20 protein-coding genes and 1 pseudogene are annotated in these 23,445 nt (G+C 60.0%); 15 read left to right on the top strand and 6 right to left on the bottom strand.

Annotated elements, in window-relative coordinates; translation table 11 throughout:
• Window positions 1-4 precede the first annotated feature (4 nt).
• The 4 genes from ACZ46Y_RS11325 to ltrA all read left to right on the top strand — a co-directional run bounded on the left by ACZ46Y_RS11325 (window position 5) and on the right by ltrA (window position 5,402).
• A complete protein-coding gene (locus tag ACZ46Y_RS11325) occupies window positions 5-859 on the top strand; it encodes an EamA family transporter (protein ID WP_311954895.1) in 855 nt (284 codons plus the stop codon).
• The gene (locus tag ACZ46Y_RS11320; RefSeq protein WP_311954896.1) at window positions 852-2,168 is read left to right on the top strand and encodes a phenylacetate--CoA ligase family protein; all 1,317 of its coding nucleotides are present in this window, start codon (window positions 852-854) and stop codon (window positions 2,166-2,168) included. The genes ACZ46Y_RS11325 and ACZ46Y_RS11320 overlap by 8 nt, the downstream gene beginning before the upstream one ends.
• Window positions 2,169-2,637: 469 nt before the next feature.
• Window positions 2,638-3,491, top strand: a protein-coding gene (locus tag ACZ46Y_RS11315; RefSeq protein ID WP_311954897.1) for an IS5 family transposase whose coding sequence is annotated in 2 segments (ribosomal slippage) — window positions 2,638-2,980 and window positions 2,980-3,491 — 855 coding nt in all. Because the reading frame shifts where the segments join, the coding sequence is not laid out codon by codon here.
• A 645-nt stretch (window positions 3,492-4,136) separates the two neighbouring features.
• Complete coding sequence (gene ltrA, locus ACZ46Y_RS11310; protein WP_311883597.1) at window positions 4,137-5,402, top strand: group II intron reverse transcriptase/maturase; 1,266 nt, start codon at window positions 4,137-4,139, stop codon at window positions 5,400-5,402.
• Between the two features lie 84 nt (window positions 5,403-5,486).
• On the opposite strand, the pseudogene ACZ46Y_RS11305 reads toward ltrA, so the two are convergent.
• Window positions 5,487-7,039 (bottom strand): annotated as a pseudogene (locus ACZ46Y_RS11305) (IS3 family transposase).
• 243 nt (window positions 7,040-7,282) lie between these two features.
• On the opposite strand from ACZ46Y_RS11305, the gene ACZ46Y_RS11300 reads away from it, so the two are divergent.
• A complete protein-coding gene (locus tag ACZ46Y_RS11300; protein WP_311954898.1) occupies window positions 7,283-7,672 on the top strand; it encodes a hypothetical protein in 390 nt (129 codons plus the stop codon).
• A gap of 110 nt (window positions 7,673-7,782) precedes the next feature.
• Window positions 7,783-8,256 (top strand): HEPN domain-containing protein, encoded by a 474-nt coding sequence (locus ACZ46Y_RS11295; RefSeq protein WP_311954899.1) that lies wholly within the window; start codon window positions 7,783-7,785, stop codon window positions 8,254-8,256.
• 222 nt (window positions 8,257-8,478) lie between these two features.
• Here the strand turns inward: ACZ46Y_RS11295 and ACZ46Y_RS11290 are convergent, their stop codons facing one another.
• Window positions 8,479-9,726, bottom strand: a complete 1,248-nt coding sequence (locus ACZ46Y_RS11290; RefSeq protein WP_311954900.1) for a dicarboxylate/amino acid:cation symporter — start codon at window positions 9,724-9,726, stop codon at window positions 8,479-8,481.
• Window positions 9,727-10,039: 313 nt separating this feature from the next.
• Between ACZ46Y_RS11290 and ACZ46Y_RS11285 the strand changes: the two genes are divergently transcribed.
• From ACZ46Y_RS11285 to ACZ46Y_RS11275, 3 genes are all read left to right on the top strand, one after another.
• The gene (locus ACZ46Y_RS11285; protein ID WP_311882911.1) at window positions 10,040-10,414 is read left to right on the top strand and encodes a DUF6746 family protein; all 375 of its coding nucleotides are present in this window, start codon (window positions 10,040-10,042) and stop codon (window positions 10,412-10,414) included.
• A gap of 101 nt (window positions 10,415-10,515) precedes the next feature.
• Window positions 10,516-11,544 (top strand): CNNM domain-containing protein, encoded by a 1,029-nt coding sequence (locus ACZ46Y_RS11280; RefSeq protein WP_311954901.1) that lies wholly within the window; start codon window positions 10,516-10,518, stop codon window positions 11,542-11,544.
• A gap of 68 nt (window positions 11,545-11,612) precedes the next feature.
• Complete coding sequence (locus ACZ46Y_RS11275; RefSeq protein ID WP_311954902.1) at window positions 11,613-12,389, top strand: ZIP family metal transporter; 777 nt, start codon at window positions 11,613-11,615, stop codon at window positions 12,387-12,389.
• A gap of 30 nt (window positions 12,390-12,419) precedes the next feature.
• On the opposite strand, the gene ACZ46Y_RS11270 is transcribed toward ACZ46Y_RS11275, so the two are convergent.
• The gene (locus ACZ46Y_RS11270; RefSeq protein ID WP_464380039.1) at window positions 12,420-13,304 is read right to left on the bottom strand and encodes an NAD(P)-dependent oxidoreductase; all 885 of its coding nucleotides are present in this window, start codon (window positions 13,302-13,304) and stop codon (window positions 12,420-12,422) included.
• Window positions 13,305-13,330: 26 nt separating this feature from the next.
• Complete coding sequence (locus ACZ46Y_RS11265) at window positions 13,331-14,350, bottom strand: isocitrate dehydrogenase (RefSeq protein ID WP_311954903.1); 1,020 nt, start codon at window positions 14,348-14,350, stop codon at window positions 13,331-13,333.
• A 182-nt stretch (window positions 14,351-14,532) separates the two neighbouring features.
• On the opposite strand from ACZ46Y_RS11265, the gene ACZ46Y_RS11260 reads away from it, so the two are divergent.
• The 5 genes from ACZ46Y_RS11260 (at window position 14,533) to cfa (ending at window position 20,105) form a co-directional block, all read left to right on the top strand.
• The gene (locus ACZ46Y_RS11260; protein ID WP_311954904.1) at window positions 14,533-15,372 is read left to right on the top strand and encodes a slipin family protein; all 840 of its coding nucleotides are present in this window, start codon (window positions 14,533-14,535) and stop codon (window positions 15,370-15,372) included.
• Window positions 15,369-16,286, top strand: coding sequence for a DMT family transporter (locus ACZ46Y_RS11255; protein ID WP_311954905.1), 918 nt, complete (start codon window positions 15,369-15,371; stop codon window positions 16,284-16,286). Before ACZ46Y_RS11260 ends, ACZ46Y_RS11255 begins: the two co-directional genes overlap by 4 nt.
• A 103-nt stretch (window positions 16,287-16,389) precedes the next feature.
• On the top strand, window positions 16,390-17,874 hold the full coding sequence (locus ACZ46Y_RS11250; protein ID WP_311954906.1) for a SulP family inorganic anion transporter: 1,485 nt from the start codon (window positions 16,390-16,392) through the stop codon (window positions 17,872-17,874).
• Between the two features lie 81 nt (window positions 17,875-17,955).
• On the top strand, window positions 17,956-18,816 hold the full coding sequence (locus ACZ46Y_RS11245) for a universal stress protein (protein ID WP_311954907.1): 861 nt from the start codon (window positions 17,956-17,958) through the stop codon (window positions 18,814-18,816).
• A 140-nt stretch (window positions 18,817-18,956) separates the two neighbouring features.
• Window positions 18,957-20,105, top strand: coding sequence for a cyclopropane fatty acyl phospholipid synthase (cfa, locus tag ACZ46Y_RS11240; protein WP_311954908.1), 1,149 nt, complete (start codon window positions 18,957-18,959; stop codon window positions 20,103-20,105).
• A gap of 7 nt (window positions 20,106-20,112) precedes the next feature.
• On the opposite strand, the gene ACZ46Y_RS11235 is transcribed toward cfa, so the two are convergent.
• Together ACZ46Y_RS11235 and ACZ46Y_RS11230 are read right to left on the bottom strand one after the other, a co-directional pair.
• Window positions 20,113-21,219: a pyridoxal phosphate-dependent aminotransferase gene (locus tag ACZ46Y_RS11235; RefSeq protein ID WP_311954909.1), complete on the bottom strand. Its 1,107-nt coding sequence runs from the start codon at window positions 21,217-21,219 to the stop codon at window positions 20,113-20,115.
• A gap of 37 nt (window positions 21,220-21,256) precedes the next feature.
• A complete protein-coding gene (locus ACZ46Y_RS11230) occupies window positions 21,257-22,429 on the bottom strand; it encodes a UbiH/UbiF/VisC/COQ6 family ubiquinone biosynthesis hydroxylase (protein WP_311954910.1) in 1,173 nt (390 codons plus the stop codon).
• A gap of 95 nt (window positions 22,430-22,524) precedes the next feature.
• On the opposite strand from ACZ46Y_RS11230, the gene ACZ46Y_RS11225 reads away from it, so the two are divergent.
• Window positions 22,525-23,391, top strand: coding sequence for an NAD-dependent protein deacetylase (locus ACZ46Y_RS11225; protein WP_311954911.1), 867 nt, complete (start codon window positions 22,525-22,527; stop codon window positions 23,389-23,391).
• Window positions 23,392-23,445 lie beyond the last annotated feature (54 nt).

Genomic DNA, 23,445 nt, shown 5'->3' with positions numbered 1-23,445 from the left:
CGGATTGTCTATTTTTATTTCAATTATAGCAATGGCGTGTCTAGGGCTTACTCACTTTATAAATGGTATGTTGTCTAGGCATTATGAGGTGAAGAAGATAAGCTTCTTTACACATATGGGCGGTTTTTTAATAGTATTAATGGCCGCTATTTTTTTCTCTAATTTTACCTTTAGTTCTCTTTATTGGGGGGCGTTGTCAGGTATTGCTTCAGCATGGGGCGCAATTTTTCTTTATCGAGGCATGAGTACTGGTGCCGTTAGTGCCATTGTCCCGCTTAGCGGCGTTTCAATGGTAGTTTTCTCTCTAATTATATCCATTTTATTTCTTGGCGAACGTATTGGTTTATTCAGTAGTCTAGGGATTGTTTTTTCAATCCCAGCAATTATACTTATGACTTTGAATACTGATCATTCTAATAGTAACTATATAACTGAGCGGAAAAAAGGTGGAGTTAGTCAAGCTATTTTTTCTGGGCTTGGATTTGCATGTCAATTAGTAACATTAGGGAATGTACCTTCTTCAGGAGCCTTAGCTGCTGTCGCAGTGAGTATGTTTGTTGGCGCCACAGCAATTTTTCCCTATGCAAAGCCTAGTATTTTTGAGGTGACCAGGAGTCAGGCAAGAAAAGCTATGTTTGCCGGTGCAACAAGCGCTCTTGGTCTTGTTCTCTATACTATCGCTAAAGAAGGACAGTTAGTTATAATTAGTGTTCTGATTATTTCAATGTACCCTCTAATTCCTGTGATTCTCGGTGTGATATACCTTAAGGAAAGAGTTAGCCGTATTAGAGTTTTAGGTATCGTTTTTTCTATTTCAAGTATCGTTGCTCTGACTTTGGGAGGTAATAGCAATGTTTGAAATTTCAGATTTCAATGGGGAGAAAAATTCAAACCATATTCTGGAAGAATATTATGTGAACTGTATTTCGAATGCTCTGAAGAGGATTCATTTCGGTGGTTCAGTTTATCAGTCAAAACTCCTGGATTTCGACGTATCATATCAAAATGTTACCTCTTTGAATGATATAGAATCCCTTCCATTTACTACGAAAGCAGATTTCCAAGATAATTACCCTTATGGATTATTCGCCGTTCCGACTTCTGAAGTCATTAGGATTCATTCTTCAAGTGGCACAAAAAGTAAGCCAAAGATTGTTGGATATACCAAGAATGACATTAGGAACTGGGGAGCACTTGTTCTTCGCTGTCTAATGATGCATGGGTTATCAAAAGAGGACATTGTACTTAACTCGTTTGGGTACGGGATGTTTACCGGTGGCCTAGGTCTTCAGCTTGGAGTTGAAGCTAGCGGCGCAACTTTGATACCTGCTTCTACTGGAAAAACAGCAAAACAGATAGACCTATTACGAGACCTTGGAGCCACCGTTCTTTTGAGCACCCCTTCCTTTGCAATGCATCTTTCTGATGAATCAGAAAAAATAAATTTTGACATTGCGAAAAGTCCTCTAAGACTAGGTTTTATGGGGGCCGAACCATGGCCAGACAACATGAAAAGTCAAATAGAAAAAAGACTTGGTATTAAAGCTGTGAATATATATGGCTTGTCAGAAATAATGGGGCCAGGTGTTGGGATTGAAGACCCGGATGATAGTGACAGCCTTATATTGTGGGGTGATCATTTTTATGTGGAGATTGTGAACGAAAAAGGTGAATTAGTCCCTGATGGATGTTATGGAGAGTTAGTGATTACGAGTTTTTTGAAAGAAGCGATTCCGCTTATAAGATATAGAACTGGTGACATTACTCGTATTATAAAGAGAAATGGGCTTTATGGTGTATGGGTGGAACGTATAGCCTCTCGGTCTGATGACATGCTGATTGTCAAAGGGGTTAATATATTCCCAAGCCAAGTGGGGGCTGTTTTATGCAACTATTCAGACCTATCGCCATATTACTTGTTGGAAATAGAAAGGCGTGGGTTTTCAGATAATGTTATTCTCAATGTGGAGCTAGCACGAGGAAAACACAATCTTGAAAGATCCCATATTTACAATGTTTCAGAAAATCTCAAGAAATATTTAAAGGATGAGTTAGGAATTTATATAGATGTGAAAATGTACAACCCAGGTGTTTTGGAGCGATTTACATCAAAGCGACAAACTGTCAATGACAAGCGTGAGAATGCGGGATCAGGCTATATCGTCTGAGATCATATTCTTTACGAGCATATAGGTTATATCCAATCTTTAAGAGATGCAGTCAACTTAGTACTACAGCCGTAACTGTATAAGCTACAATGCATGTGGTTGATATGGAAGCAATTACAGGGTAAAAGGTGCAAGAACTGGATTTCTCTTTTTCAGCATTATTGGATGACCTGGCAGCGCGGTTAGGCCCGCTCTTTGTGCGATCCGAGACACTTGATCGTGCCTTACGTTACCTTCAGGGACTGCTCGGTCAGTGCGAACGCAAGAATAGCTAGCATTTGGCCGAGTGGCTCGGTGATGCCACTCCCGATGGCGTGCAGTGCCTGTTGGATCGTGCTCGCTGGAGTGCGGAGGCGGCATGTGATGTCTGATCTTGCCCACCAACAGTGGTCCCCCCGTTAGGTTTTGTCTGAAAAGTCGGATTTGCTAATCTAGCCGATGTCGCAGCTGCATAGGTGGAGCATGGCAAATGGTAGGACGCTACGAACTCTCCGACGCAAGCTGGCAGATGGTCGAAGACATCGTGTCACCTCCTCAGCCCATGGGTCGTCCACGCCGAGATGACCGCCAGATGTTGAACGGAATCTTCTGGATCCTATGCTCCGGCGCGAAGTGGTGTGATCTCCCGGAGCGGTATGGTCCTTGGAAGACGGTCTATGACCGCTTCCGCCTGTGGCGCGATGACGGCACGTTCGAGGCGGTGCTGGAGCGCCTCCAGTTCAGGCTGCGTGAGGATGGGCTGATGGATCTCGACACCTGGATGGTTGATGCCACATCGATCCGCGCCACACGTGCCGCCTCGGGAGGTGGCAAAAAGGGGGATCGGAAGAACCCGTAGACCATGCGCTGGGACGCAGCCGTGGTGGCCTGAGCACCAAGATTCACATGGTGTGCGACCGCCATGGCTGGCCACTAACGTTCACCGTATCACCAGGGCAGGAGGCGGATAGTCGCCATTTTATGTCTACCCTGGAGCAGATCCACCTGCCCGGCTCCCGGGGGCGGCCAAGGAAGCGTTGCCGTTTCATCGTGGCGGATAAAGGCTATGACAGTGAGGCGCTGCGCCGCTACTGCGATCGCCATCGGATGAAGCCGATCATCGCCAAACGCCAGATGCACCGCAAGCCACGCCCCGGACTGCCCAGGGGCTTCGACAAGCCCCTATACCGAGAGAGGAATATCATTGAGCGCTGCATTGGCTGGATCAAGGAACTCCGTCGAATCTGCACGCGTTACGACAAACTCGCCAGCAGCTTCAAAGCGATGGTATGCCTAGCCTGCATAGATCGGTGCTTGCGTGCAGACTTTTCAGACAAAACCTAATACCTGTTAGGCGGCAACATTGCATACAAAAGGGAGCTTCGTAGTGAGCACAAAAAATCATCGGGCGGTAGTACTTGTACCCTTGACATCGCTAGAAACCGATGCCTGTCAAGCTTGTTGGAAGTGTGCCCTGAAGGCTGAGCATGAGTAACGTGCCAGTCATGCTGTATCTGTGATGAGGGCGGGCCCCTCGGATACGCCGATCAGGCGGTGTGTCCAAACCACCCTGAGCTGCTGGCGTCAAGAGCGTCGGTGGTGAGCGTCAGTGGAAAAGGCAAGGCGAGACCTTGTCAGGTGTGAATAGCGGAGACGAACGAAAGTGAACCACCGACGAAGTGTCGATAATTGCAACCGATATCAAAACTGGGGTCTTTCCAATGCCCCAGGACAAGTCAGGCGGCAACCTGAACGTGGGCCTGGCGGTATCCGGCATAGAGGTGGCGTGACCGTTATTCAGGCGCAGATACGGAACAGGGGAACCTGTCACGTCGATGCCAAGGGAGCGATTCAATCAGAAACCCTGAGAGAATCTGAGTACCAATGCGACGTACAGGGGCGGAGTCGTGCGTAGTAGCGATGAAAAGGCTGTAATGGCCTTGGAGCGAAGGCACGGCCCTATCCAGCCTGAGCAAGGAGGCAACTGTCATGAGGCAGGATGACCTTCGTGTGATGGCAAAACCCTTCGAGATACCCAAGCGGACGCTCTGGGAGGCCTGGAAACGCGTGGCGGCCAACAAAGGTGCGCCGGGCGTCGACAAGGAGAGCATCCCAGCCTTTCAGGATAAGCTTGGTCCCAATCTGTACAAGTTGTGGAACCGCATGAGTTCGGGCAGCTATCATCCTGCACCTGTTCGCCAAGTTCTGATACCGAAAGGTGATGGGCAGTTCAGGCCGCTGGGGATTCCTACGGTCGGCGACAGGGTTGCGCAGATGGCAGTAAAGATGATCCTGGAGCCCAGGCTCGAAAGACTCTTCCACACGTCGTCATTCGGCTATCGCCCAGGGCGTGGTGCACACCAGGCGGTGATGCAAGCACGTCGAAACTGCTGGCGATATGACTGGGTGGTAGATCTGGATATGAAGGCATTCTTCGATACCATCGACCATGATCTACTGATGAAAGCGGTGGAGAAGCATGTGCCTGAGCCCTGGATTCGCCTTTATATTCGCAGATGGCTAAAAGCCCCAGTGATGCAGGAAGATGGGTCGAAAGTAGAGAGGGATAGAGGCACGCCGCAAGGCGGTGTCATTTCACCAATATTGGCGAACCTTTTCCTGCATTATGCCTTTGATGCCTGGATGGCACGCACGTTTCCTCATCTTCCCTTTGAAAGGTACGCCGATGATGTGGTCTGCCACTGTCGGACAAAGGAGGAGGCAGAGGCGCTGCTGACCGCCTTGCATTACAGAATGAGCGAATGCCGCCTGGAATTGCATCCTGAGAAGACTAAAGTGGTGTACTGCAAAGACGGCCGCCGAAAGGGTGGTCACCCGCATACTCGCTTTGATTTTCTGGGGTTCAGCTTCCACGCTAGAACCGTGCAGGACAAGCAGGGAAATCTATTTACTGGGTTCAACCCCGGGGTGAGCCGCAAGGCACTTAAGCGGATACATGAAACGCTCCGACGTATGAATATCAATCGAGCGACATGGGCAGACCTTCGTCAACTGGCGGATTGGCTCAACCCCATGGTGCGAGGTTGGGTGACATATTATGGAAAGTTCTATCCGCAGCCTCTGGAACGAGCGCTGGTGAAGATCGACCTCCGTCTGGGCCGTTGGGCACGCAACAAGTACAAGCGTTTGAGAGGGCACAAGCGCCGGTCATGGGCTTGGGTAAAGAAGGTCCGTGAAGCACAGCCAACTCTCTTTGCGCACTGGGAGTTCGTCTACTCGAAGAAGGTTGGATAGGAGGAGCCGTATGAATCGAGAGGTTCACGTACGGTTCTGTGAGAGCCTGAGGGGGCGGTTCCCTCGGGCTACTCGACCCTGTAATCAGGCGGCTTCTAATCGCTGATCGCGTTGAACCAGCGGGTCTTCTCGGTCCGGGTTCAGCCAGACCGTACGGCGCGGTGTCCAGTTGCGGGTGGCGCTGCTCCACCGCCCGGGATGTTGTCGTTTCGCCTCGGCATAGATGGCCTCTCGCCTTGCCAGCACCTCGTTATCCTGGCCGGCATGCCGCTCACCCGGGGTGACGAACCGTATGGCGCTGTGGCGGTGCTCGTGGTTGTACCAGTGCACGAATCGCGTCACCCATTGCTGCGCCGCTGACAGGCTCTCGTAGCCATCCATCGGGTAGTCGTGCCGGTACTTGCAGGTCCTGAACAGCGACTCCGAGAAGGCGTTGTCGTTGGAGACCCGGGGGCGGCTGTACGACGGGGTGATGTTTAACCGCTGCAGCGTCGCCTGGAGCGTCGAGCCTTTCATGGCGGAGCCATTGTCGGCGTGTAATACCAGTGGCTGGTTGATGCAGCCTTCGCGCAGCACGGCACGCTGGATGACCTCGCTGCTGTTGGCCATGGATTCCTGGTCGAAGACCTCGGCATCGACGATCTTGCGGCTGTAGATATCGACGATCATGTACAGGTAGTAAAACTGCCCACGCACCGGGGTCGGTAAGTAGGTCACGTCCCAGCTTCAACAGGCATTGGGGCGTGTCACCCGGTGTCGTTGAGGATCGCCCTGGGGACGTGGGGCACGAGCGCGGCCACGGTGGTGCTGCTCGCCATGCGCCCGGAGGATGCGGTAGTAGCTGGACTCTGACGCCACGTAGCGGCCTTCGTCGTCCAGCAGCCGCGGCACGATCTGCCCGGGCGGCAGGCTGGCGAACTCAGGACGATGGCAGATCTCCAGCACCTGCTGACGTTCCTCAGGCGACAGGGCATGGCGCGGGACAGGTCGCACGGCCTGAGGCCGGCGATCCTGATCACCCCGCACCCAACGGCGGTAGGTGTTGGTGCCGATGCCGAGCGCTGCGCACGCGGCTTGCAGGCGGGCTCCCTCGGCACGCGCCTCATCGATCAGCTGTGCGGCGTCCTGGCGATCTGCGGTGCTGATCATTCGTCCTCGTCCCCCCAGATCGCTCGGGCCTTTTTTCTCAACGTCAGCAGCGCCGCGGTTTCCGCGAGGGCGGCCTCCTTGCGGCGGAGCTCACGCTTGAGCTCCTTGTTCTCCCGGCGGTCCGCCTTGCGGGCTTCACCCTGCTGCCTGGAGGCGGCATCACTCCGGTCGTTGGCGCCTTCGCAGCTCGCCCGCCAGCGCTGGATCTGCTCGGGGTAGCGGCCACGCTGGCGGCAATACTCGGCACGCTCGGCTTCGCTCATAGCCGCCGTCTCCAGCACGGCGTGGAACTTGTCCTGCGAGCTCCATCCCTCGGGATCATCGCCCTGGTCAGGTAGCAAACGGCCTGCTTGCCGAGCCTTCTTGCGCCAGTGGTACAGCGTCGCCGCGGAGATGCCTTCTTCCTGGGCGACTTCCGTCACCGTGCGGTTGTGCGGCGGGAGCAGCTTCTTGAGGATGGCTTCCCGGCGCTCGTCGGAGTACTTCATCGGAACCTCATCACGCCCCATATGGTTCAGAGTCTAACAGCCGCTGAAACTCCAACTAGCGTGACAGTGGGGGAAACCGAATTGCAGCTGATGGTTAGAACTATCAGAAATGAGGAAAATGTCCGTAAATGGATGTATACGGATCACGTTATCAGCGAGAAGGAACATCTGCGCTGGATAGAGCGGCTGCAGCAAGATGAGCGACAACTTGTCTTCGTGGTTTAACGTTGTCCACTGGGGGTGGTGAGCGTCAATGCAATAGATCGCCTCCACAAGAAGGCTGATTGGGCATACTATTTAACGGAGGCTGCGAGAGGTGGTCTTGGCTCATGCCTCGAGTACTCATTCATCGATTTTGTTTTTGACGGTTTGGGCCTCGATAAATTGAACTGTGAAGTAATCGAAGGGAACGATGCCGTTGTAAAGTTGCACCGGAAGTTCCTATTTGAGGAGGAAGGTTTTAGGCGGTCGAATATCCTAAAGAATGGAGCGCGTATCGGTGTTTACCTCCTGGGGTTAACCAAGGATGATTGGATATCTGGAAAAGCCGGCGTGAAAGAGAAATATGATCGCGTCCTAAAAAATTACTCGGTATCAGTTGAATATGAGCAAAATCAAGGCGTAACAGCCTAACGAGGCGCTGCAGGTGACGCCCAACCCGCTGTCGCGGCTTGGGTTCCCTCCGCGCTACGCGCTCCGGCGCACCTGAGCTTAGGCGTTAGGCAGGGGGAGGCCCACGAGCTATGAGCGAATACAACCTCGAATTTGCCGAAGCTATGGCTGAGTCCAGTGCTCTGATTCTTCGTAGCGACTCTTTGCCTGAGGAAGCTCAGCGGGCAGCTTTGTATACTGCCCTCGTTGCATGCGAGATAGCACTGAAATATGTTTTGTCTGAGGCCGGTGTTTCTGTCCCAAAGACTCATGACCTCTCAAGACTAATTGGCCTCGTGTCGAATTGCTCGATTGAGAGAGAAATTTCAACGGGTGTCATCAGGCGTATTCCGGCAAGTTGCATTCGAGGCATCAAGGCAGCCGACGAATACAGTGACGCTACACTGGGTAAGTTGCTTGAAGCAGAGGAGTTCGGGGCGTCCAAATTCCCGAACGAAATTCGCTACGGCCATACGCTGACGCATTTCCCTGCATCGGTTATGCAACGGGCAAGTGTTCGGCTTATTTCGTGGGTCAAGACCTATGTTCTAAGCGTACAAGCCTAACAATTTCATCAAATTCGCTCCGACCCAAAGGGTCTCCACCGGACGGCTTTTTCTCCGCTTCGCTACGTAAAAGCAGCCGTTTATGCAGGCGTTATATTCCAAACAATGCACCGCCGCACCGCTGAGCCACCCAAAAAGCCCCCTTAAACGTGAAAAGCGCCCCCTTCGCTGCATGAACCGCACAACGAAGGGGGCGTTTTTCTTACCAAGCCAACTAATCTATCAAGCCTGGTTCGGGCCGTTGTAAACGTCTTCGTCCAGTTCGCCTTCGCTTTTGCCCACTAGCGTGGTCACCATCAGGTCGCCGGCGACGTTGACGCTGGTGCGGGCCATGTCGAGGATGCGGTCGATGCCCGCGACCACGGCGATGGCCTCAAGCGGCAGGCCGACCTGGGAGAGCACAATCGAGAGCATGATCAGCCCCGCCCCTGGGACGCCGGCGCTGCCGATGGAGGCCAGCGTGCCGGTGAGGATGATCATGCCGTAGTCGGCCACGCTCAGGTCCACCCCCAGCATCTGGGCGATAAAGAGGGCCACCACGCCCTGATAAATGGCGGTACCGTCCATGTTGATGGTCGCACCCACCGGCAGCACAAAGCCCGAGACGCCCTCGGAGACGCCGAGGTTTTTCTGCGCGCAGCGGATCGACACCGGCAGCGTGCCCGAGGACGACGCCGAGGAGTAGGCCACCACCAGCGCATCGAGAATGCCGCTCAGGTAGCGTTTGGGGTTGAGCCGGCCAAGCAGCGCCAAAAACCCGCTGTACACCACCAGCACGTGAATCACACTTGCGAGATAGGCCACGCCGATCACCTTGGCCAGCGGCAGCAGCACCTCGAGCCCGTAGTTGCCGGCGACAAAGGCAATCAGCCCGAACACGCCGAACGGCGCAAAGGCCATGACGATTTCGGTGAGCTTGTACATGGCCTCGGCGAAGCTTTCGAACAGGCGCACTACCGGCTCGCCTCTTTCGCCAATCAGCATCAGCGAAATGCCCAGGCCCAGGGCAAAGACGATGATCTGCAGGATGTTGCCCTCGGCCAGTGCGTCGATGGGGTTCTGCGGGACAAGGTCGACAAGAATCTCGACCAGCGAAGGCGCGTCCTTGGATTCCATGGGCTTGTCAAAGCTCATGTCCACGCCGGCGCCGGGCTGGAAAATCGTCGAGGCCAAAAGCCCGATGGCGATGGCAAAGGCGGTAGTGAGCAGGTAAAGCCCAATGGTGCGCGCGCCGATGCGGCCCATTTTCTGCGGGTCGCGCATGGCGGTGATGCCCACCACCAGGGTGGAAAACACCAGCGGCACGATCAGCATCTTGATCGCGCTAATGAAAATGTCCCCCAGCGGCTTGAACACGCCGGCGTTTTCGCCCATCAGGGCGCCGGCCACAATGCCCAGAAACAGGCCGGCAAGAATGCGCTGCCAGAGCGGGATGCGTCGCCAGAAATTAAAAGCGGAACCGGCTGCCATGATGCGTCTCCTGTGAAGGTTATCACTGTTGTTTTGCGCTAAAGGGCGGCGATTTTAACGGTCAAGCTCTGCTGAAGAAACGCCTTTTTTACAGCGATATAGCGAGGTTAACTGCCGCCGGCGCCGTTTGTTGACGGCAAACCATGACCTGGATCATAGCCCCGCGTTGCGGCGAACGAAACCGCTTGCGCTACGCCTTTCGTTGTTTACTATAGTTAATGCGAATTGTTCGCCTTACCTTGTTCATTCGCTGTGTGGCCACCGGCCGCGCGATTTATTGTTAACGAGAACCGCTTTTCAACGGGAGACAAAGATGAAAAATTTTGCCATGACGCTGTTCGCCGCGCTGTTGGTCACCGGCACCGCCGCCGCAGATGACAACGACCGCCCCGATCATTTCGACGGCAAGCCCGCAGAAACGCTGGAAGCCGCGGTAACCAACTTCTCCGAGGGCAACCAGCGCCTGGCCGAGCTGCTAAAGGCCGATACGCTGGACGACGAGCAGCTGGCCGAGATCCATCAGCTGAGCTATACGCTGGAAAACGCCCTGGCGAAAATCGATGATGAGGTGGAGGGCATGGCTGTATCGCTCGAGGAAGTTCACGTGGGCTCGGAAACCGGTGCGCCGGAGCAGGTGGCCGACAGCGGCCAGACGTACCTGGAAGCGGCACAGACCCTGATACCCTGAGAAGAGGAGGGAAGCAAGGCTCGGTATCGCAACGGCCGGGCCTTGACGGTCAACGCACGGGCCGTCTATAACAGCGCGATACCTGACCGCGCCGAGGGCCCATGCTGCTGCTGATCATCATTGCCGTTTTCGCCATCGGCTTTTCGTTTCTGTGCTCGGTGCTCGAGGCTGTCCTGCTGTCGATCACGCCGAGCTTCATTGCCCGCCAGCGTGAGGACAACCCGGGGCTGCACGCCTCCCTCGAACGCCTTAAGGCCAATATTGATCGCCCGCTGGCGGCGATTCTCACCCTCAATACCATTGCTCATACGGTAGGCGCCACGGCCGTGGGGGCCCGGGCGGCAGCCGTCTTCGGCGAGTCCTGGGTGGGTATGGTCTCGGCAGTGATGACGTTTTTGATCCTGGTATTTTCCGAAATTATCCCCAAGACCCTGGGCGCTACCCACTGGAAGCGTCTGGCGGTCATGCTGCCGCCGGTGCTGCGCGTGATGACCGCCGTGCTGCTGCCGTTTATCTGGCTGTCCGAACAGATTACCCGGCGTCTGGGCGGGCAGGAAGAAAACGCCATCGACCTGCGCGACGAGATCAAGGTGCTGGCCCGGGTAGGCCAGGAGAAGAACGTGCTCGACGCCGACGAGACCCGCACCATTACCAACGTGCTCAACCTGCACGAAATCCCCGTGTCCCGGGCGATGACGCCGCGCATCGTGTGCCAGACGGTGCTGCCGCACATGACGGTAAAGGAGTTCGAGCAGGAATACGGGCAGGCGCCGTTTACTCGCTTTCCGGTGATGGACGAAGGCGAACAGGCGTTTGGCTACGTGCACAAGGTGGATATGTACCAGGCCGAGCCGGACGCCACCATGTCCTCGATGATGCATCCCATTGGCCGGCTGGAGGCGGAGCAAAACGTCGAGCAGGCGTTTGCCGCCATGCTCGGCGATAACCACCACATGCGCGCGGTCTACGATGCCCACGGAAGCTTCGTGGGGCTGATCACCCTGGAAGACGTGCTCGAAACCCTGCTGGGCCAGGAGATCGTCGATGAGACCGACCGCGTGGACAACCTGCAGAGCTACGCCCGCCAGCGCTGGCTGCAGCGTATTCAGCGGGCACGCAAATCGCCCTGAAGCCCCGGGCGCGTTAAACTACGCGCCCACGCCGCGACGGCAAAAGCAGGCAACCGGGCTGATGTATCATGCAAAGTACACTTTTATTGGGATTTCTGGGCAGCCTGGTGGCCGGCATGATGACCGCCGTGGGCGCGCTGCCGGTGCTGGCAGGCAAAGCGCCCGGGCGAGCATTTCGTGATCTGGCGCTGGGCTTCGCTGCCGGGGTCATGCTGGCGGCGTCTTTCTTTTCGCTGATTATTCCCGCGCTGGCGGCGGCCGATGAGCACTATGCCAACGGTGCCGTGCCGGCACTGATCGTATGCCTGGCGATTCTGTTCGGCATGGGCGCCATTGCTCTGTTAAACGAGCGCCTGCCCCACGAGCATTTTACCCAGGGACGCGAAGGGCCGGAAGCGGCATCCCTGCGCCGGGTATGGCTGTTCGTGTTCGCCATTTCTATCCATAACCTGCCGGAAGGGCTGGCGGTGGGCGTGGGCTTTGGCGCGAACGGCCTGACGGGCGGCATGCCGCTGGCTATCGGGATCGGCCTGCAAAACATGCCCGAGGGGCTGGCGGTAGCCGTGGCGCTGATGGGCGAAGGATATTCACGCTGGCGCGCGGTGGGTATTGCCACGTTAACCGGGCTGATTGAGCCGCTGGGCGGGCTTTTTGGCGCCGGCGTGGTGACGCTTTCACAGATGCTGCTGCCCTGGGGGCTGGCATTTGCCGCCGGCGCCATGCTGTACGTCATCAGCCATGAGATTATCCCCGAAACCCACCGCAGCGGGCACCAGAACAAGGCCACGCTGGGCCTTGCGCTGGGGCTGGTGATCATGTTGTTTCTTGACGTCTGGCTGGGTTGAGCGGTTAGCCGCCCCATAACGCGAGCGGGCTCAGCTTTCAGGCGCACGGTAGCTTTTCACTAGCGTTGCCGGGTCGTCATCGGCGTGGCCGTGGGTGGCGTGGGTGCGCATCAGCTGGGCGGCCAGGCCGCTCATGGGGGTGGCGCTGTGGCTGCGCTGGCTCTGGGCCACCGCCATGTCGAGATCCTTGAGCAGGGTGCGCAGGTGCCAGGGCGGCGCGGCGTAGTTTGCCGCTGCCATGCGCGGGGTGAGGATCTGAAACGGCTTGGAGTCGGCAAAGCCGCCGGATAGCGCCTCCACCAGCAGGGTGGCGTCCACGCCGCTGGACTCGGCCAGCGCTACCATTTCGGCCAGCACCGCCGCCTGGCAGCCCACCACCATCTGGTTGCACACCTTGGTGACCTGGCCGCTGCCCACCGCCCCCATGTGGGTGACGCGGGCGGCAAGCGGGGCCAGCAGCGGCTCAACCGCGGCCATGCTTTCGGCCTCGCCGCCGCACATGATGGCGAGACTGCCGGCCTCGGCGCCGGCAACGCCGCCGGAGACCGGGCTGTCTACCCAGGCCATGCCGCAGGCCTCCTGCAGCTTTTGGGCAAAGTCCCTAGTGGCCGCCGGGTCGCTGCTGGAGAAGTCCACCAGCGTTTGCTCCGCGCTGCCGGCATCGGCCACGCCGCCTTCGCCAAACATCACCTCTTCCACCACGGCGGTGTTGGCCAGGCACAGCATGATGACGTCAACGCTTTGGGTGAGCTCGGCAACGCTTGATGCCACCCGCGCGCCGTCAGTTTCGAGCGCGCGGGCCTTGTCCGCCGAGCGGTTCCATACGGTGACGTCAAAGCCCGCCCCGAGCAGACGGCGGGTCATGGGGGCGCCCATCAGGCCGATGCCGATAAATCCGAGGCGGGGTGTGCTCATGGCGTGTCTCCCTGACGGTTGGCGTCTCAGGCGCGGGCGGTGGCGTATTCCACCAGCGCGTCGGCGAAGGTATCGGTGGTGCCGCTGCCGCCCATGTCCGGGGTGACCATGTCGCGGCGCTTTTCCAGCACGTCGCGGATGCCCTCGCGGATGGCGGTGCCCTTGTCGTTCATCCCCAGGTGGTCGAGCATTTGGGCGGCGGCCAGCAGCAGGGCGCAGGGGTTGGCGATCTTCTTGCCGGCGATGTCCGGCGCCGAGCCGTGAACGGCTTCGAAGATGGCCGCGTGTTCACCGATGTTCGCCCCGGGCGCCAGGCCCAGCCCGCCAACAAGGCCGGCGCAGAGGTCTGAAGTGATGTCGCCGAACAGGTTGGTGGTGACCACGACGTCGAACTGGTAGGGGTCCATCACCAGCTGCATACAGGCGTTATCCACGATCATTTCCTCGAACTCGATCGACGGATATTCTTTGGCGATTTCCCGGGCCACGTCGAGGAACAGGCCCGAGGCGGTCTTGATGATGTTGGCCTTGTGCAGCGCGGTGACCTTCTTGCGGCCGTTTTTCCTGGCCAGCTCGAAGGCGTAGCGGACGATGCGTTCGGAGCCCTTGCGCGTTACCTTGATTTGCGAAATCCCGGTATTGCCGTCGTCGAGCATTTCCTGGCCGTCGGACATGTAGGCGCCTTCGGTGTTTTCGCGCACGGTGATCATGTCGATATTGTCATAGCGCGAGCGGGTGCCGGGAAAGCTGACCGCCGGGCGCACGTTGGCGTAGAGGTCAAAGTGGCGGCGCAGCTGCACGTTGATCGAAGAAAACCCCTTGCCGATGGGCGTGGTCAGCGGGCCCTTGAGCGCCAGGCCGTGCTTTTCGATGGCGTCCAGCGAGGACCGGGGAACCAGCGTGCCGTGCTGCTCGAGCGCCCCCAGGCCGGCATCAACGATGTCGTAGGTAAAGCCGCAGTCCAGCGCGTCGAGTACGCGCAGGGTGGCATCCATGATCTCGGGGCCAATGCCGTCGCCCTTGATGACTGCAATAGACTGGCTCATTTCGTGCTCCTTAAACTGATCGCTGAAGGGGGTGAACGCGCGGCGGCGAACGCTGCGTAATGGTACGCCAAGCGGGCGGAAAACGTCACCCTGCCGGCCCGCGGCCACGGCAGGGCGCATTGCTGCTAGGCTGGGAGACAGCGTCAGGCCTTTGACGAATCGTTAACTGAAGGAGTTGACTCATGATGCTTCCGTATCTTGTCCCCGTCGTTCTACTGGTCCTGCTGATCGCGCTGTCGATTCGTATTCTGCCGGAATACAAGCGCGGCGTGGTGTTTTTCCTGGGGCGCTATCAGGCGGTCAAGGGGCCCGGGCTTATCATCGTGATTCCGCTGATTCAGTCGATGCAGAAGGTCGACCTGCGGGTGATCACCATGGACGTCCCCGAGCAGGACGTCATCTCCCAGGACAACGTCACGGTGAAGGTCAACGCGGTGCTGTACTTCCGCGTGGTGGACCCGGAAAAAGCCATTATCCAGGTGGAAAACTACATCGTGGCGACCAGCCAGCTGGCGCAAACCACCCTGCGCTCGGTGCTGGGCAAGCACGACCTGGACGAAATGCTCTCCGAGCGCGACAAGCTCAACGACGACATCCAGGAGATCATCGACAGCTCCACCGAGAGCTGGGGCATCAAGGTCGCCAACGTGGAGATCAAGCACGTGGATCTGGACGAGAGCATGATCCGCGCCATCGGGCGCCAGGCCGAGGCCGAGCGCGAGCGCCGGGCCAAGGTGATTCATGCCGAGGGCGAGCAGCAGGCCGCGGCGAAACTGGTGGAGGCGGCCAACGTCATGAACGAAAACGCCGCCGCGCTGCAGCTGCGCTATCTGCAGACCATGAGCGACATGAGCAATAAAAATGCCTCGACGATTGTGTTTCCACTGCCCATGGATATCATGGAGGCATTTAAGCACATGAAAACAAAAGGAACTTCATCAGATGGCGGCGCGGGCGCTGGTTCCGACTCCGGCCGGGGGCCTGACTCAGGGATTTCAACCGAGGTAACACCCGACGCATGACGCAATCGCTTTCCCGCCGCCAGAAGGGTCTTCTGATCACCGCGGCGGGGCCCTTGATCATTTCCCCGGATGCGCTTCTTATCAAGCTGATCGATCTGCCGGACAGCCAGATGCTGTTCTGGCGGGGGCTTCTGACGGCGATCGGATTCTTTACCATCGTGGTACTGCGCAGCGGTCGCCGGACCTTGACGGTGTTTCGTCGCTGTGGCCTGGTAGGGCTCGGCGTGGTGGGGCTTTTTACGCTTTCCAACTTTGGCTTCGTGCTGGGCAATCAGTACACCAAGGGCGGCAACGTGCTGATGATCCTGGCCGGGGCGCCCTTGATCGCCGCGCTGCTGTCGCGTTTCTTCTTGCATGAGCGTCAGCCACTTCGCACCTGGGTCGCTATCGTCCTGTGCCTGTTCGGCACCTCGCTGATCGTCTTCGACGACGCCGGCGCGGGCTCCTGGATCGGCAATGGTTTCGCCCTGCTGGCAGCGCTTTCCCTGGCGGCCAACTTTACCCTTTGTCGCACCCGTCCGGGCGTGGACATGAGCCCCATGCTGGTGCTGGCGGGGCTGATGGTGGCGCTGCTGTCCCCTTGGCTCGCCAGCGGCGGCTGGGCATTGCCTAACGCAGATCAAGCCAAATACTTGATTCTGCTGTGCCTGATCCTGATTCCTATCGGCTTTACCTTGATCCAGCGCGGCCCGCTATATCTGCCCGCCGCGGAAGTCAGCCTGCTGTTCCTGCTGGAAACCGTCACCGGCACTCTCTGGGTCTGGTGGCTGCTCGGCGAGCAGCCCTCCAGTCTTGCCTTTATCGGTGGCGCTCTGGTGATCGGCACTCTGGTGATCAAGAGCCTGATCGAGCGGCGTATGGAAATGCGCTGGCGTCGCTATCTGGCCAACCAGGGCTTTCCGCCGGACGCGTAAGGCGCCCGGGAGCCCGCACATGCAAGAGGCGTGTCGGGCAGGTAGAATGCGCGGCCCTGTTGCTCTTTTACGTGCTTTAACCTTCCAACCGCGGGACGGATCAATGATCGAGTCGTTCAAGCAAACCTGGCTTTCCAACCTGAAAGCCGATGTGCTGTCGGGCATCGTCGTCGCGCTGGCGCTGATTCCCGAAGCCATTGCCTTTTCCATTATCGCCGGCGTCGACCCCAAGGTGGGGCTGTACGCGTCCTTTGCCATCTGCGTGATCATTGCCTTTGCCGGCGGGCGTTCGGGCATGATTTCGGCGGCCACCGGGGCCATGGCGCTGCTCATGGTCACCCTGGTCAAGGAGCACGGGCTTGAGTACCTGCTTGCCGCGACGCTGCTCACCGGCGTGCTGCAGATACTCGCCGGCTACCTGCGCCTCGCCGATCTCATGCGCTTTGTCTCGCGCTCGGTGGTCACCGGGTTTGTCAACGCCCTGGCGATTTTGATCTTCATGGCCCAGTTGCCCGAGCTCACCGGCGTGACCTGGCACGTCTACGCCATGACCGCCGCGGGGCTTGCGATCATCTACGGCTTCCCCTACCTGCCCCGGGTGGGTACTTCAATTCCCTCGCCGCTGGTGTGCATTCTGGTGCTCACGGCGGTGTATCTGGCGACCGGCATGGACATTCGCACCGTGGGCGATATGGGCGAGCTGCCCGACAGCCTGCCGGTGTTTCTGTGGCCCGATGTGCCGCTTGACCTGGAAACGCTCAGGATCATTTTTCCCTATTCGCTGATGCTCGCCGTGGTAGGGCTTCTGGAGTCGATGATGACGGCGACCATCGTCGATGACCTGACCGATACCCCGAGCGACAAGAATCGCGAGTGCAAGGGCCAGGGCATTGCCAACCTCGGTGCCGGGCTTTTGGGCGGCATGGCCGGCTGCGCGATGATCGGCCAGTCGGTGATCAACGTGAAATCCGGCGGGCGCCAGCGTACTTCCACGCTGGTGGCGGGTATCGGCCTTTTGTTGCTGGTGGTATTTCTGTCGGACTTTGTCTCGCTGATTCCCATGGCCGCCTTGGTGGCGGTGATGATCATGGTTTCCGTGGGCACGTTCAGCTGGGAGTCCATCCGCGACCTGAGAAAACACCCCATGAGTACCAACATGGTAATGCTCGCCACGGTGGCGGTAACCGTGTTCACCCACAACCTGGCGCTGGGCGTTTTCGTCGGCGTTCTGCTGGCGGCGATGAACTTTGCCAACAAAGTGGGCAATATCCTCTATATTGGTTCGCACGAGGTCGAAGCCGGCAGAGCCCGGGAGTACCAGGTCGTAGGGCAGGTGTTCTTTGCCTCCTGCGAACGCTTTGGCGCGGCGTTTGACTTCAAGGAAAGCGTCGACGAGGTGACCATCGATCTGTCCCGGGCGCATTTCTGGGATATCAGCGCGGTACAGGCCCTGGACCGGGTGGTGATCAAGTTCCGCCGGGAAGGCACCAGGGTGAACCTGGTGGGGCTGAACGAAGCCAGCGCCACCATCGTTGACCGCTACGCGATCCATAACGACGCCGAAGCGGTAGAAAAGCTCATGGGCTAGCCTACACGCCCTACAAGGCCCGGCAGGCAGCACGCCGGCAAGCCGGACCCGCCCAACGGGGCCGCCAATCTGGAGACCAGGATGACCGAACACGTAGTGGCCGCGATCGACGGCTCGTCTTTTTCTGCAAGCGTCTGTGATTACGCCGCCTGGGCCAGCCGGATGCTAGCCGCGCCGCTGATGTTTCTGCACGCCGTGGATAACCACCCGCCAACGGTGGAAGATCCCGATTTGTCCGGCAGTCTGCGCCTGGGCGCCCGGGAAACGCTGCTCAACGAGCTTGCCGAGCTTGACGAAAAGCGCGCCCGGATCAATCGTGAGCAGGGACGGCTGATGCTTGACGAGGCCTGCCGCCGGGCCGGCGACAAGGGCGTGAGCGATGCCCGACCGCGCCAGCGCAACGGCACCCTGGTGGATACCCTGGCCGAGTACGAAAGCCAGACGCGCCTTCTGGTGCTGGGCAAGCGCGGCGAAAACGCCGACCAGGCCAGCGGCCATCTGGGGTCGAACCTGGAGCGCGTGGTGCGCGAGCTGCGCCGGCCGATTTTGATGGTGCCGCGTACCGGCTTCAAGACGCCGGAAAACGTCATGATCGCCTTCGACGGTAGCAAGACCGCCCGCAAGGGCGTGGAAATGCTGGCCAAAAGCCCGCTGTTTCAGGGGGTCGCCTGCCACGTGGTATCCGTGGGGGCGGATACCGCCGAGCACCGCATGGCGCTCGCCTGGGCGGTGGACCTGCTGCAGCAGGCCGGGCTTCATGCCGAGGGCACTATCCGCGCCGGCGAAGTGGAAGCCACGCTGCATGCCTTTGAGGCCGACAACAACATCGACATTACCGTCATGGGCGCCTACGGTCATTCGCGTATCCGCCATTTTCTGGTGGGCAGCACCACCACCAGCATGCTGCGCAACGCGCATGTTCCGGCGCTGATTTTACGCTAACGCCGGCTACCGTTGACGCCGATTGCCGTCGACGAAAGTGAGGTGGTCCAGGGGTGAGCAAGTAGGTAGCATGCTATGCAAGGGCATGTTGCCTGGATAAAGCTTAAAGTTTCTCACGATGCTTGGGTGGTCTTGTTCCAATGACAGTCAAACGAGATACGTATTTTGATCCGGCCTCGTCGACCCACCGCTATGCCGAGGCGCTGCTGGCCGAAGCCGATATCCGCATCAACGGCGACCGCCCCTGGGACATTCAGCTAAAGGCGCCGGGGGTGATCGAGCAGGCCCTGTCCCGGGGCAACCTGGGGCTGGGCGAAAGCTACATGCACGGCGACTGGGAAGCCGAGGCGTTGGACCAGTTTTTTTATCGCCTGATGCGTGCCCGGCTCAACCGCCGGGTCAAGTCTACCCAGCTTGCGTATCACGCGCTGCGCGCCCGCCTGCTCAACCTACAAAGCGCCAAGCGCGCCTGGCAGGTGGGCCAGGAACATTACGATCTGGGCAACGAATTCTACGCCGCCATGCTCGATGGGCGCATGACCTACACCTGCGGCTACTGGAAAGACGCGGCCACCCTGGACGACGCCCAGGCCGCGAAGCTCGAACTGGTGTGCCGCAAGCTGGGCCTTGAGCCCGGCATGCGCGTGCTGGATATCGGCTGCGGCTGGGGCAGCTTCATGGCCTACGCCGCCGAGCACTACGGCGTTGAGTGCGTGGGACTGACGATTTCCACAGAGCAGGCCGAGTTCGGCAAGCGGCTGATGAAGCAGGGGTTACCGGTGGCGTTTCGCCTGCGCGACTATCGCGAAGAAACCGAAAAATTCGACCGCGTGGTGAGCATCGGCATGTTCGAGCACGTGGGGCGCAAGAACTACCGCGAGTTCATGGAAGTGGCCAACCGCTGCCTGAAAGAGGACGGCATGTTTTTGCTGCACACCATCGGCAAGAACGTGGCCTCCACGCCGCCGGATCCCTGGATCGACAAGTATATTTTCCCCAACGGCGAAATTCCCTCGTTCAACCGTATCGCCGAGGCCGTCGATGGCCTGTTCGTGCTCGAAGACGTGCACAACTTTGGCGCCGACTACGATCACACTCTGATGGCCTGGCACGACAACTTCTGCGAGAGCTGGCCCCAGTTCCGCGAGGCGTACGGCGATACCTTCTACCGCATGTGGCGCTATTACCTGCTGAGCTGCGCCGGGGGCTTCCGCGCCCGGGAACTGCAGCTGTGGCAGTTGGTGCTGAGCAAGCACGGCGTCGAGGGCGGCTACACTCGGGTCAGTTAGGCCTGAGTCAGCTAGCGCTTAGTTCCGCTTCCAGCGTTGCCAGCCGGCCGGGGGCCAGGGCGTCCTCCACGGCGGTAATGCGCAGCAGGCTGGCGATGTCCGGGTGGCCCGGGCGGGCGATGAGCTTGCCCTCGCCCAGCAGCGCCTGGTGGACCCGCGCCGCCGCCTCCGCGCTTTTCAGCCGCAGGGCGACGAAGTTGGTGGCGCTGGGCAGCACTTCGCCGCCCAGACGCTGCAGATGCGCGGCAAGGCGCTCGCGGCGCTCCTTCACCCCGTCGATATGCGCCCGGGTCTCGTCCGGGTGGTCGAGCACGGTTTCGGCCATGGCCTGGGTCAGCGTCGACACCGCGTAGTGGATCCTCACCTTCATCATCAGCGCCACCACCCAGGGCTCGGTAATGGCGTAGCCGACTCTTAGCCCGGCCAGGCCGTGAGCCTTGGACAGGGTGCGCAGGCGCACCACGCCGGGTAGCGCCCGGGCAAGAGAGCCGTCTGAGGCATCATTACGAAAGTCGCCGTAGGCCTCGTCGAGCAGCAGCCAGCAGTCCTCGGGCAGCCGTTCGCGCAGGGCGGCCACGTCGGCGTCGGTATGCAGGTGCCCGCCGGGGTTGTCCGGGTTGGCCAGATAGACCAGCCGGGCTTTGTGGCGTCGGGCGGCGTCCGCCAGGGCCTCGAGGTCCGGGGCGAGCACGCCGGGGGCCTGACGGTAGGCGACTTCCACCACCTCGGCGCCGTGGCCCCGGGCAAAGTAGCCAAAGGTGGGGTAGGTGCCCGCGGTGGCGATGACCGCGTTGCCCGGCGCCACCAAAGCGCGCAGCGAGAGCGCGATCAGGCTGTCGGCGCCGGCGTCGACGATCAGGGTCTCAAGGTCGATGCCCTGCTGCGCGGCAAGCCGTTGGCGCACGCCCAGAGCCTCGGCGTCACCGTAGCCGTAGGCGTGCTCGACGGCGGCGTCGCCGAAGCGCTCGCGCAGGGCGCGGTGGGGCATGTCCAGCCCCTCGTTGGCGCCCAGCCGGTGGGGGATGGCGTGGCCGAGCTTGCGCTCCAGCACCCTGATGCCGGGGAAGGGATTGTGCGGGCCGTCGCCGTCAAGGTGATGCGGATAGCGGGGCATAAACGCTCCAGAACTCTGTGGTTAGCCTGTCGTCGCCTCAGCGGCGGGAAAACGGGTTCAGCCCGTTGGCCTGGCGCGACATCATGCGCTTGGCGGCGGGCAGCCGCTCGGCCAGGGTCAGGCCGCAGTCGCCGAGCTGGCGCAGCGGCCGGGCGCCGGTAAAGAGATGGTGGAAGCTGTCCGTGGCGGCGAGCATGGCCTGGTTGGCCAGCCGGCGCTTGATTTCAAAGCGGCGCAGGGCGCGGGCGTCGCCGGCGTCGCGTCGGGCAAGAATCAGCTCGGCCAGGGTGTCGGCGTCGTGCAGGCCGATGTTCAGCCCCTGGCCCGCCAGCGGGTGGACGACGTGGGCGGCGTCGCCGATCAGCGCCAGGCGCTTGCCGACGTAGCGCCGGGCGTGCTGGCGCTTGATGGGAAAGCTCGCCCGCCCGGTCACGCGCAGAATGTTGCCCAGCCGCGGGGGGAAGGCGGCCTCGATGGCGCGGGCAAGCGCGTCGTCGCTTAGCATCTCCCGGGCCCGGGTGGTGCTGTCGCGGTCGTACCAGATCAGCGAGGCGTGGTGGCCGGGCAGCGGCAGCATGGCCATGGGCCCGGTAGGCGTGAAACACTGCCAGCTGACGTCCTGCTGGGGGAGCTCGGTTTCGACGTTGGTGATCAGCGCGCGCTGGCGGTAGTCGTAGGTGCTAACTTCGATGCCGGCCAGCTCGCGCAGGCGCGAGCTGGCGCCGTCGGCGCCGACCACCAGCGCGGCGGAGAGCGTCTTGCCGCTGTCCAGCTCCAGCAGCCGGGCCTGGTGGCCGGCCACCGTGGAAAGCGGCGCGCAGCGGGTGTAGAGCGTCACGCCGGGCAGGCGCTTAAGCTGCTGCCAGAGGGCGTACTGCAGGGCCTTGTTTTCGACGAAGCGGCCGAAGTCGTCAAGGCCGCTGTCGGCGGCGGAAAAGACGCTGTGGCCGCGCCCGTCCTGGTTCCAGCCTTCGATATGGCGGAACACGCAGCTGCGGTCCGGAGGAATCCGGGTGCCCCCGGCTTCGATAAAGGCAAGCGAACGGGTGTTCAGCGACGAGATACGCAGGTCAAAATCGCCCCGGGGCTCGGCGGGCGCGTCGCCGCGTTCGACAAGCCCCACGTTGACACCCGCGTAACCCAGCCGAGCAGCCAGCGCAGCGCCTACCATGCCGCCGCCGACGATAACGATTTCATGATCGCGCTGCATGTTACATCCTCCGGTAAAAACGAGTCATAGCGTAGTATAACGGGACCTGAGCCCAGTATCGTCGAGGGGAGCCTGCCTTGCCTAGGGGGAAATTGATGCAAAGCGTCCACACCGCAGAGGCCGTTGCCCGCGCCGGCGAAGCGCTGGCCGACTTTATCCGGCGCGAAAAGCGCCTGTGGATCATTACCGGCGCCGGGGTGAGCACCGACAGCGGCATCCCCGACTACCGCGACGCGCGGGGCCAATGGAAGCGCTCGCCGCCGGTGCTGCATCGCGACTTCATGACCTCAAGGGCGGTGCGCCGGCGCTACTGGGCGCGGGCGCTGGTGGGCTTTGAGGCCATGCGCGAGGCGAGAATTGGCGGCGCTCACCGGGCGCTGGCCGAGCTTGAAGCCATGGGCTTTGTCGAGCAGCTGGTCACGCAAAACGTCGACCGTCTGCACCAGCGCGCCGGCTCCCGCCGGGTCATCGACCTGCACGGCCGCGCCGATACCGTGAGCTGCATGAGCTGCGGCTACAAGATGATGCGCTATGCTCTGCACGCCGAGATGGCGCGCCACAACCCGGCCTTCACCGGGCTCGACGCCGGCCACGCCCCGGACGGCGACGCCGACCTGGAGCTCGACTTCAGCACCTTCCGGGTGCTTGACTGCCGCCGCTGCGGCGGCATTTTCAAGCCCGACGTGGTGTACTACGGTGACGTCGTGCCCCGGGCGCGCCGGGAGGCCGCCCTCGACGGGCTTTTCCGCGCCAACGCCGGCCTGGCCGTGGGCACCTCGCTGATGGTCTTCTCCGGCTACCGGTTTTTCCGCGAGGCCCACGCCCGGGGCATGCCGCTGGCTTCACTGTCGCTTGGCGTGACCCGGGCCGACCCGCTGCTCACGGAAAAGTGGCGCGCGCCGCTGACCCCGGTGCTGGAGCAGGCCGTGGGCCATTTGAAGCAGGCCAGCGGCGCGGCCTGAGCGGTCGGCTTTTGTTTTACCCCCTGTCTGTTTTGCCCGACGACTTTGATCGAG

The sequence above is a fragment of the Halomonas garicola genome (assembly GCF_055382465.1).
Note: the sequence above shows the minus strand (reverse complement) of the source record. Positions and strands in the feature narration are given on the sequence as shown.

Excerpts from the sequence above, each read along its gene's own strand:
- ACZ46Y_RS11235 (WP_311954909.1), bottom strand. The coding sequence starts at position 21,219 with ATGCCCCGCTATCCGCATCACCTTGACGGCGACGGCCCGCACAATCCC.
- ACZ46Y_RS11265 (WP_311954903.1), bottom strand. The coding sequence starts at position 14,350 with ATGAGCCAGTCTATTGCAGTCATCAAGGGCGACGGCATTGGCCCCGAG.
- ACZ46Y_RS11245 (WP_311954907.1), top strand. The coding sequence starts at position 17,956 with ATGACCGAACACGTAGTGGCCGCGATCGACGGCTCGTCTTTTTCTGCA.
- ACZ46Y_RS11275 (WP_311954902.1), top strand. The coding sequence starts at position 11,613 with ATGCAAAGTACACTTTTATTGGGATTTCTGGGCAGCCTGGTGGCCGGC.
- ACZ46Y_RS11260 (WP_311954904.1), top strand. The coding sequence starts at position 14,533 with ATGATGCTTCCGTATCTTGTCCCCGTCGTTCTACTGGTCCTGCTGATC.
- ACZ46Y_RS11270 (WP_464380039.1), bottom strand. The coding sequence starts at position 13,304 with ATGAGCACACCCCGCCTCGGATTTATCGGCATCGGCCTGATGGGCGCC.
- ACZ46Y_RS11290 (WP_311954900.1), bottom strand. The coding sequence starts at position 9,726 with ATGGCAGCCGGTTCCGCTTTTAATTTCTGGCGACGCATCCCGCTCTGG.
- ACZ46Y_RS11320 (WP_311954896.1), top strand. The coding sequence starts at position 852 with ATGTTTGAAATTTCAGATTTCAATGGGGAGAAAAATTCAAACCATATT.
- ACZ46Y_RS11225 (WP_311954911.1), top strand. The coding sequence starts at position 22,525 with ATGCAAAGCGTCCACACCGCAGAGGCCGTTGCCCGCGCCGGCGAAGCG.
- ACZ46Y_RS11230 (WP_311954910.1), bottom strand. The coding sequence starts at position 22,429 with ATGCAGCGCGATCATGAAATCGTTATCGTCGGCGGCGGCATGGTAGGC.
- ACZ46Y_RS11285 (WP_311882911.1), top strand. The coding sequence starts at position 10,040 with ATGAAAAATTTTGCCATGACGCTGTTCGCCGCGCTGTTGGTCACCGGC.
- ltrA (WP_311883597.1), top strand. The coding sequence starts at position 4,137 with ATGAGGCAGGATGACCTTCGTGTGATGGCAAAACCCTTCGAGATACCC.
- ACZ46Y_RS11295 (WP_311954899.1), top strand. The coding sequence starts at position 7,783 with ATGAGCGAATACAACCTCGAATTTGCCGAAGCTATGGCTGAGTCCAGT.
- ACZ46Y_RS11280 (WP_311954901.1), top strand. The coding sequence starts at position 10,516 with ATGCTGCTGCTGATCATCATTGCCGTTTTCGCCATCGGCTTTTCGTTT.
- ACZ46Y_RS11255 (WP_311954905.1), top strand. The coding sequence starts at position 15,369 with ATGACGCAATCGCTTTCCCGCCGCCAGAAGGGTCTTCTGATCACCGCG.
- ACZ46Y_RS11250 (WP_311954906.1), top strand. The coding sequence starts at position 16,390 with ATGATCGAGTCGTTCAAGCAAACCTGGCTTTCCAACCTGAAAGCCGAT.
- cfa (WP_311954908.1), top strand. The coding sequence starts at position 18,957 with ATGACAGTCAAACGAGATACGTATTTTGATCCGGCCTCGTCGACCCAC.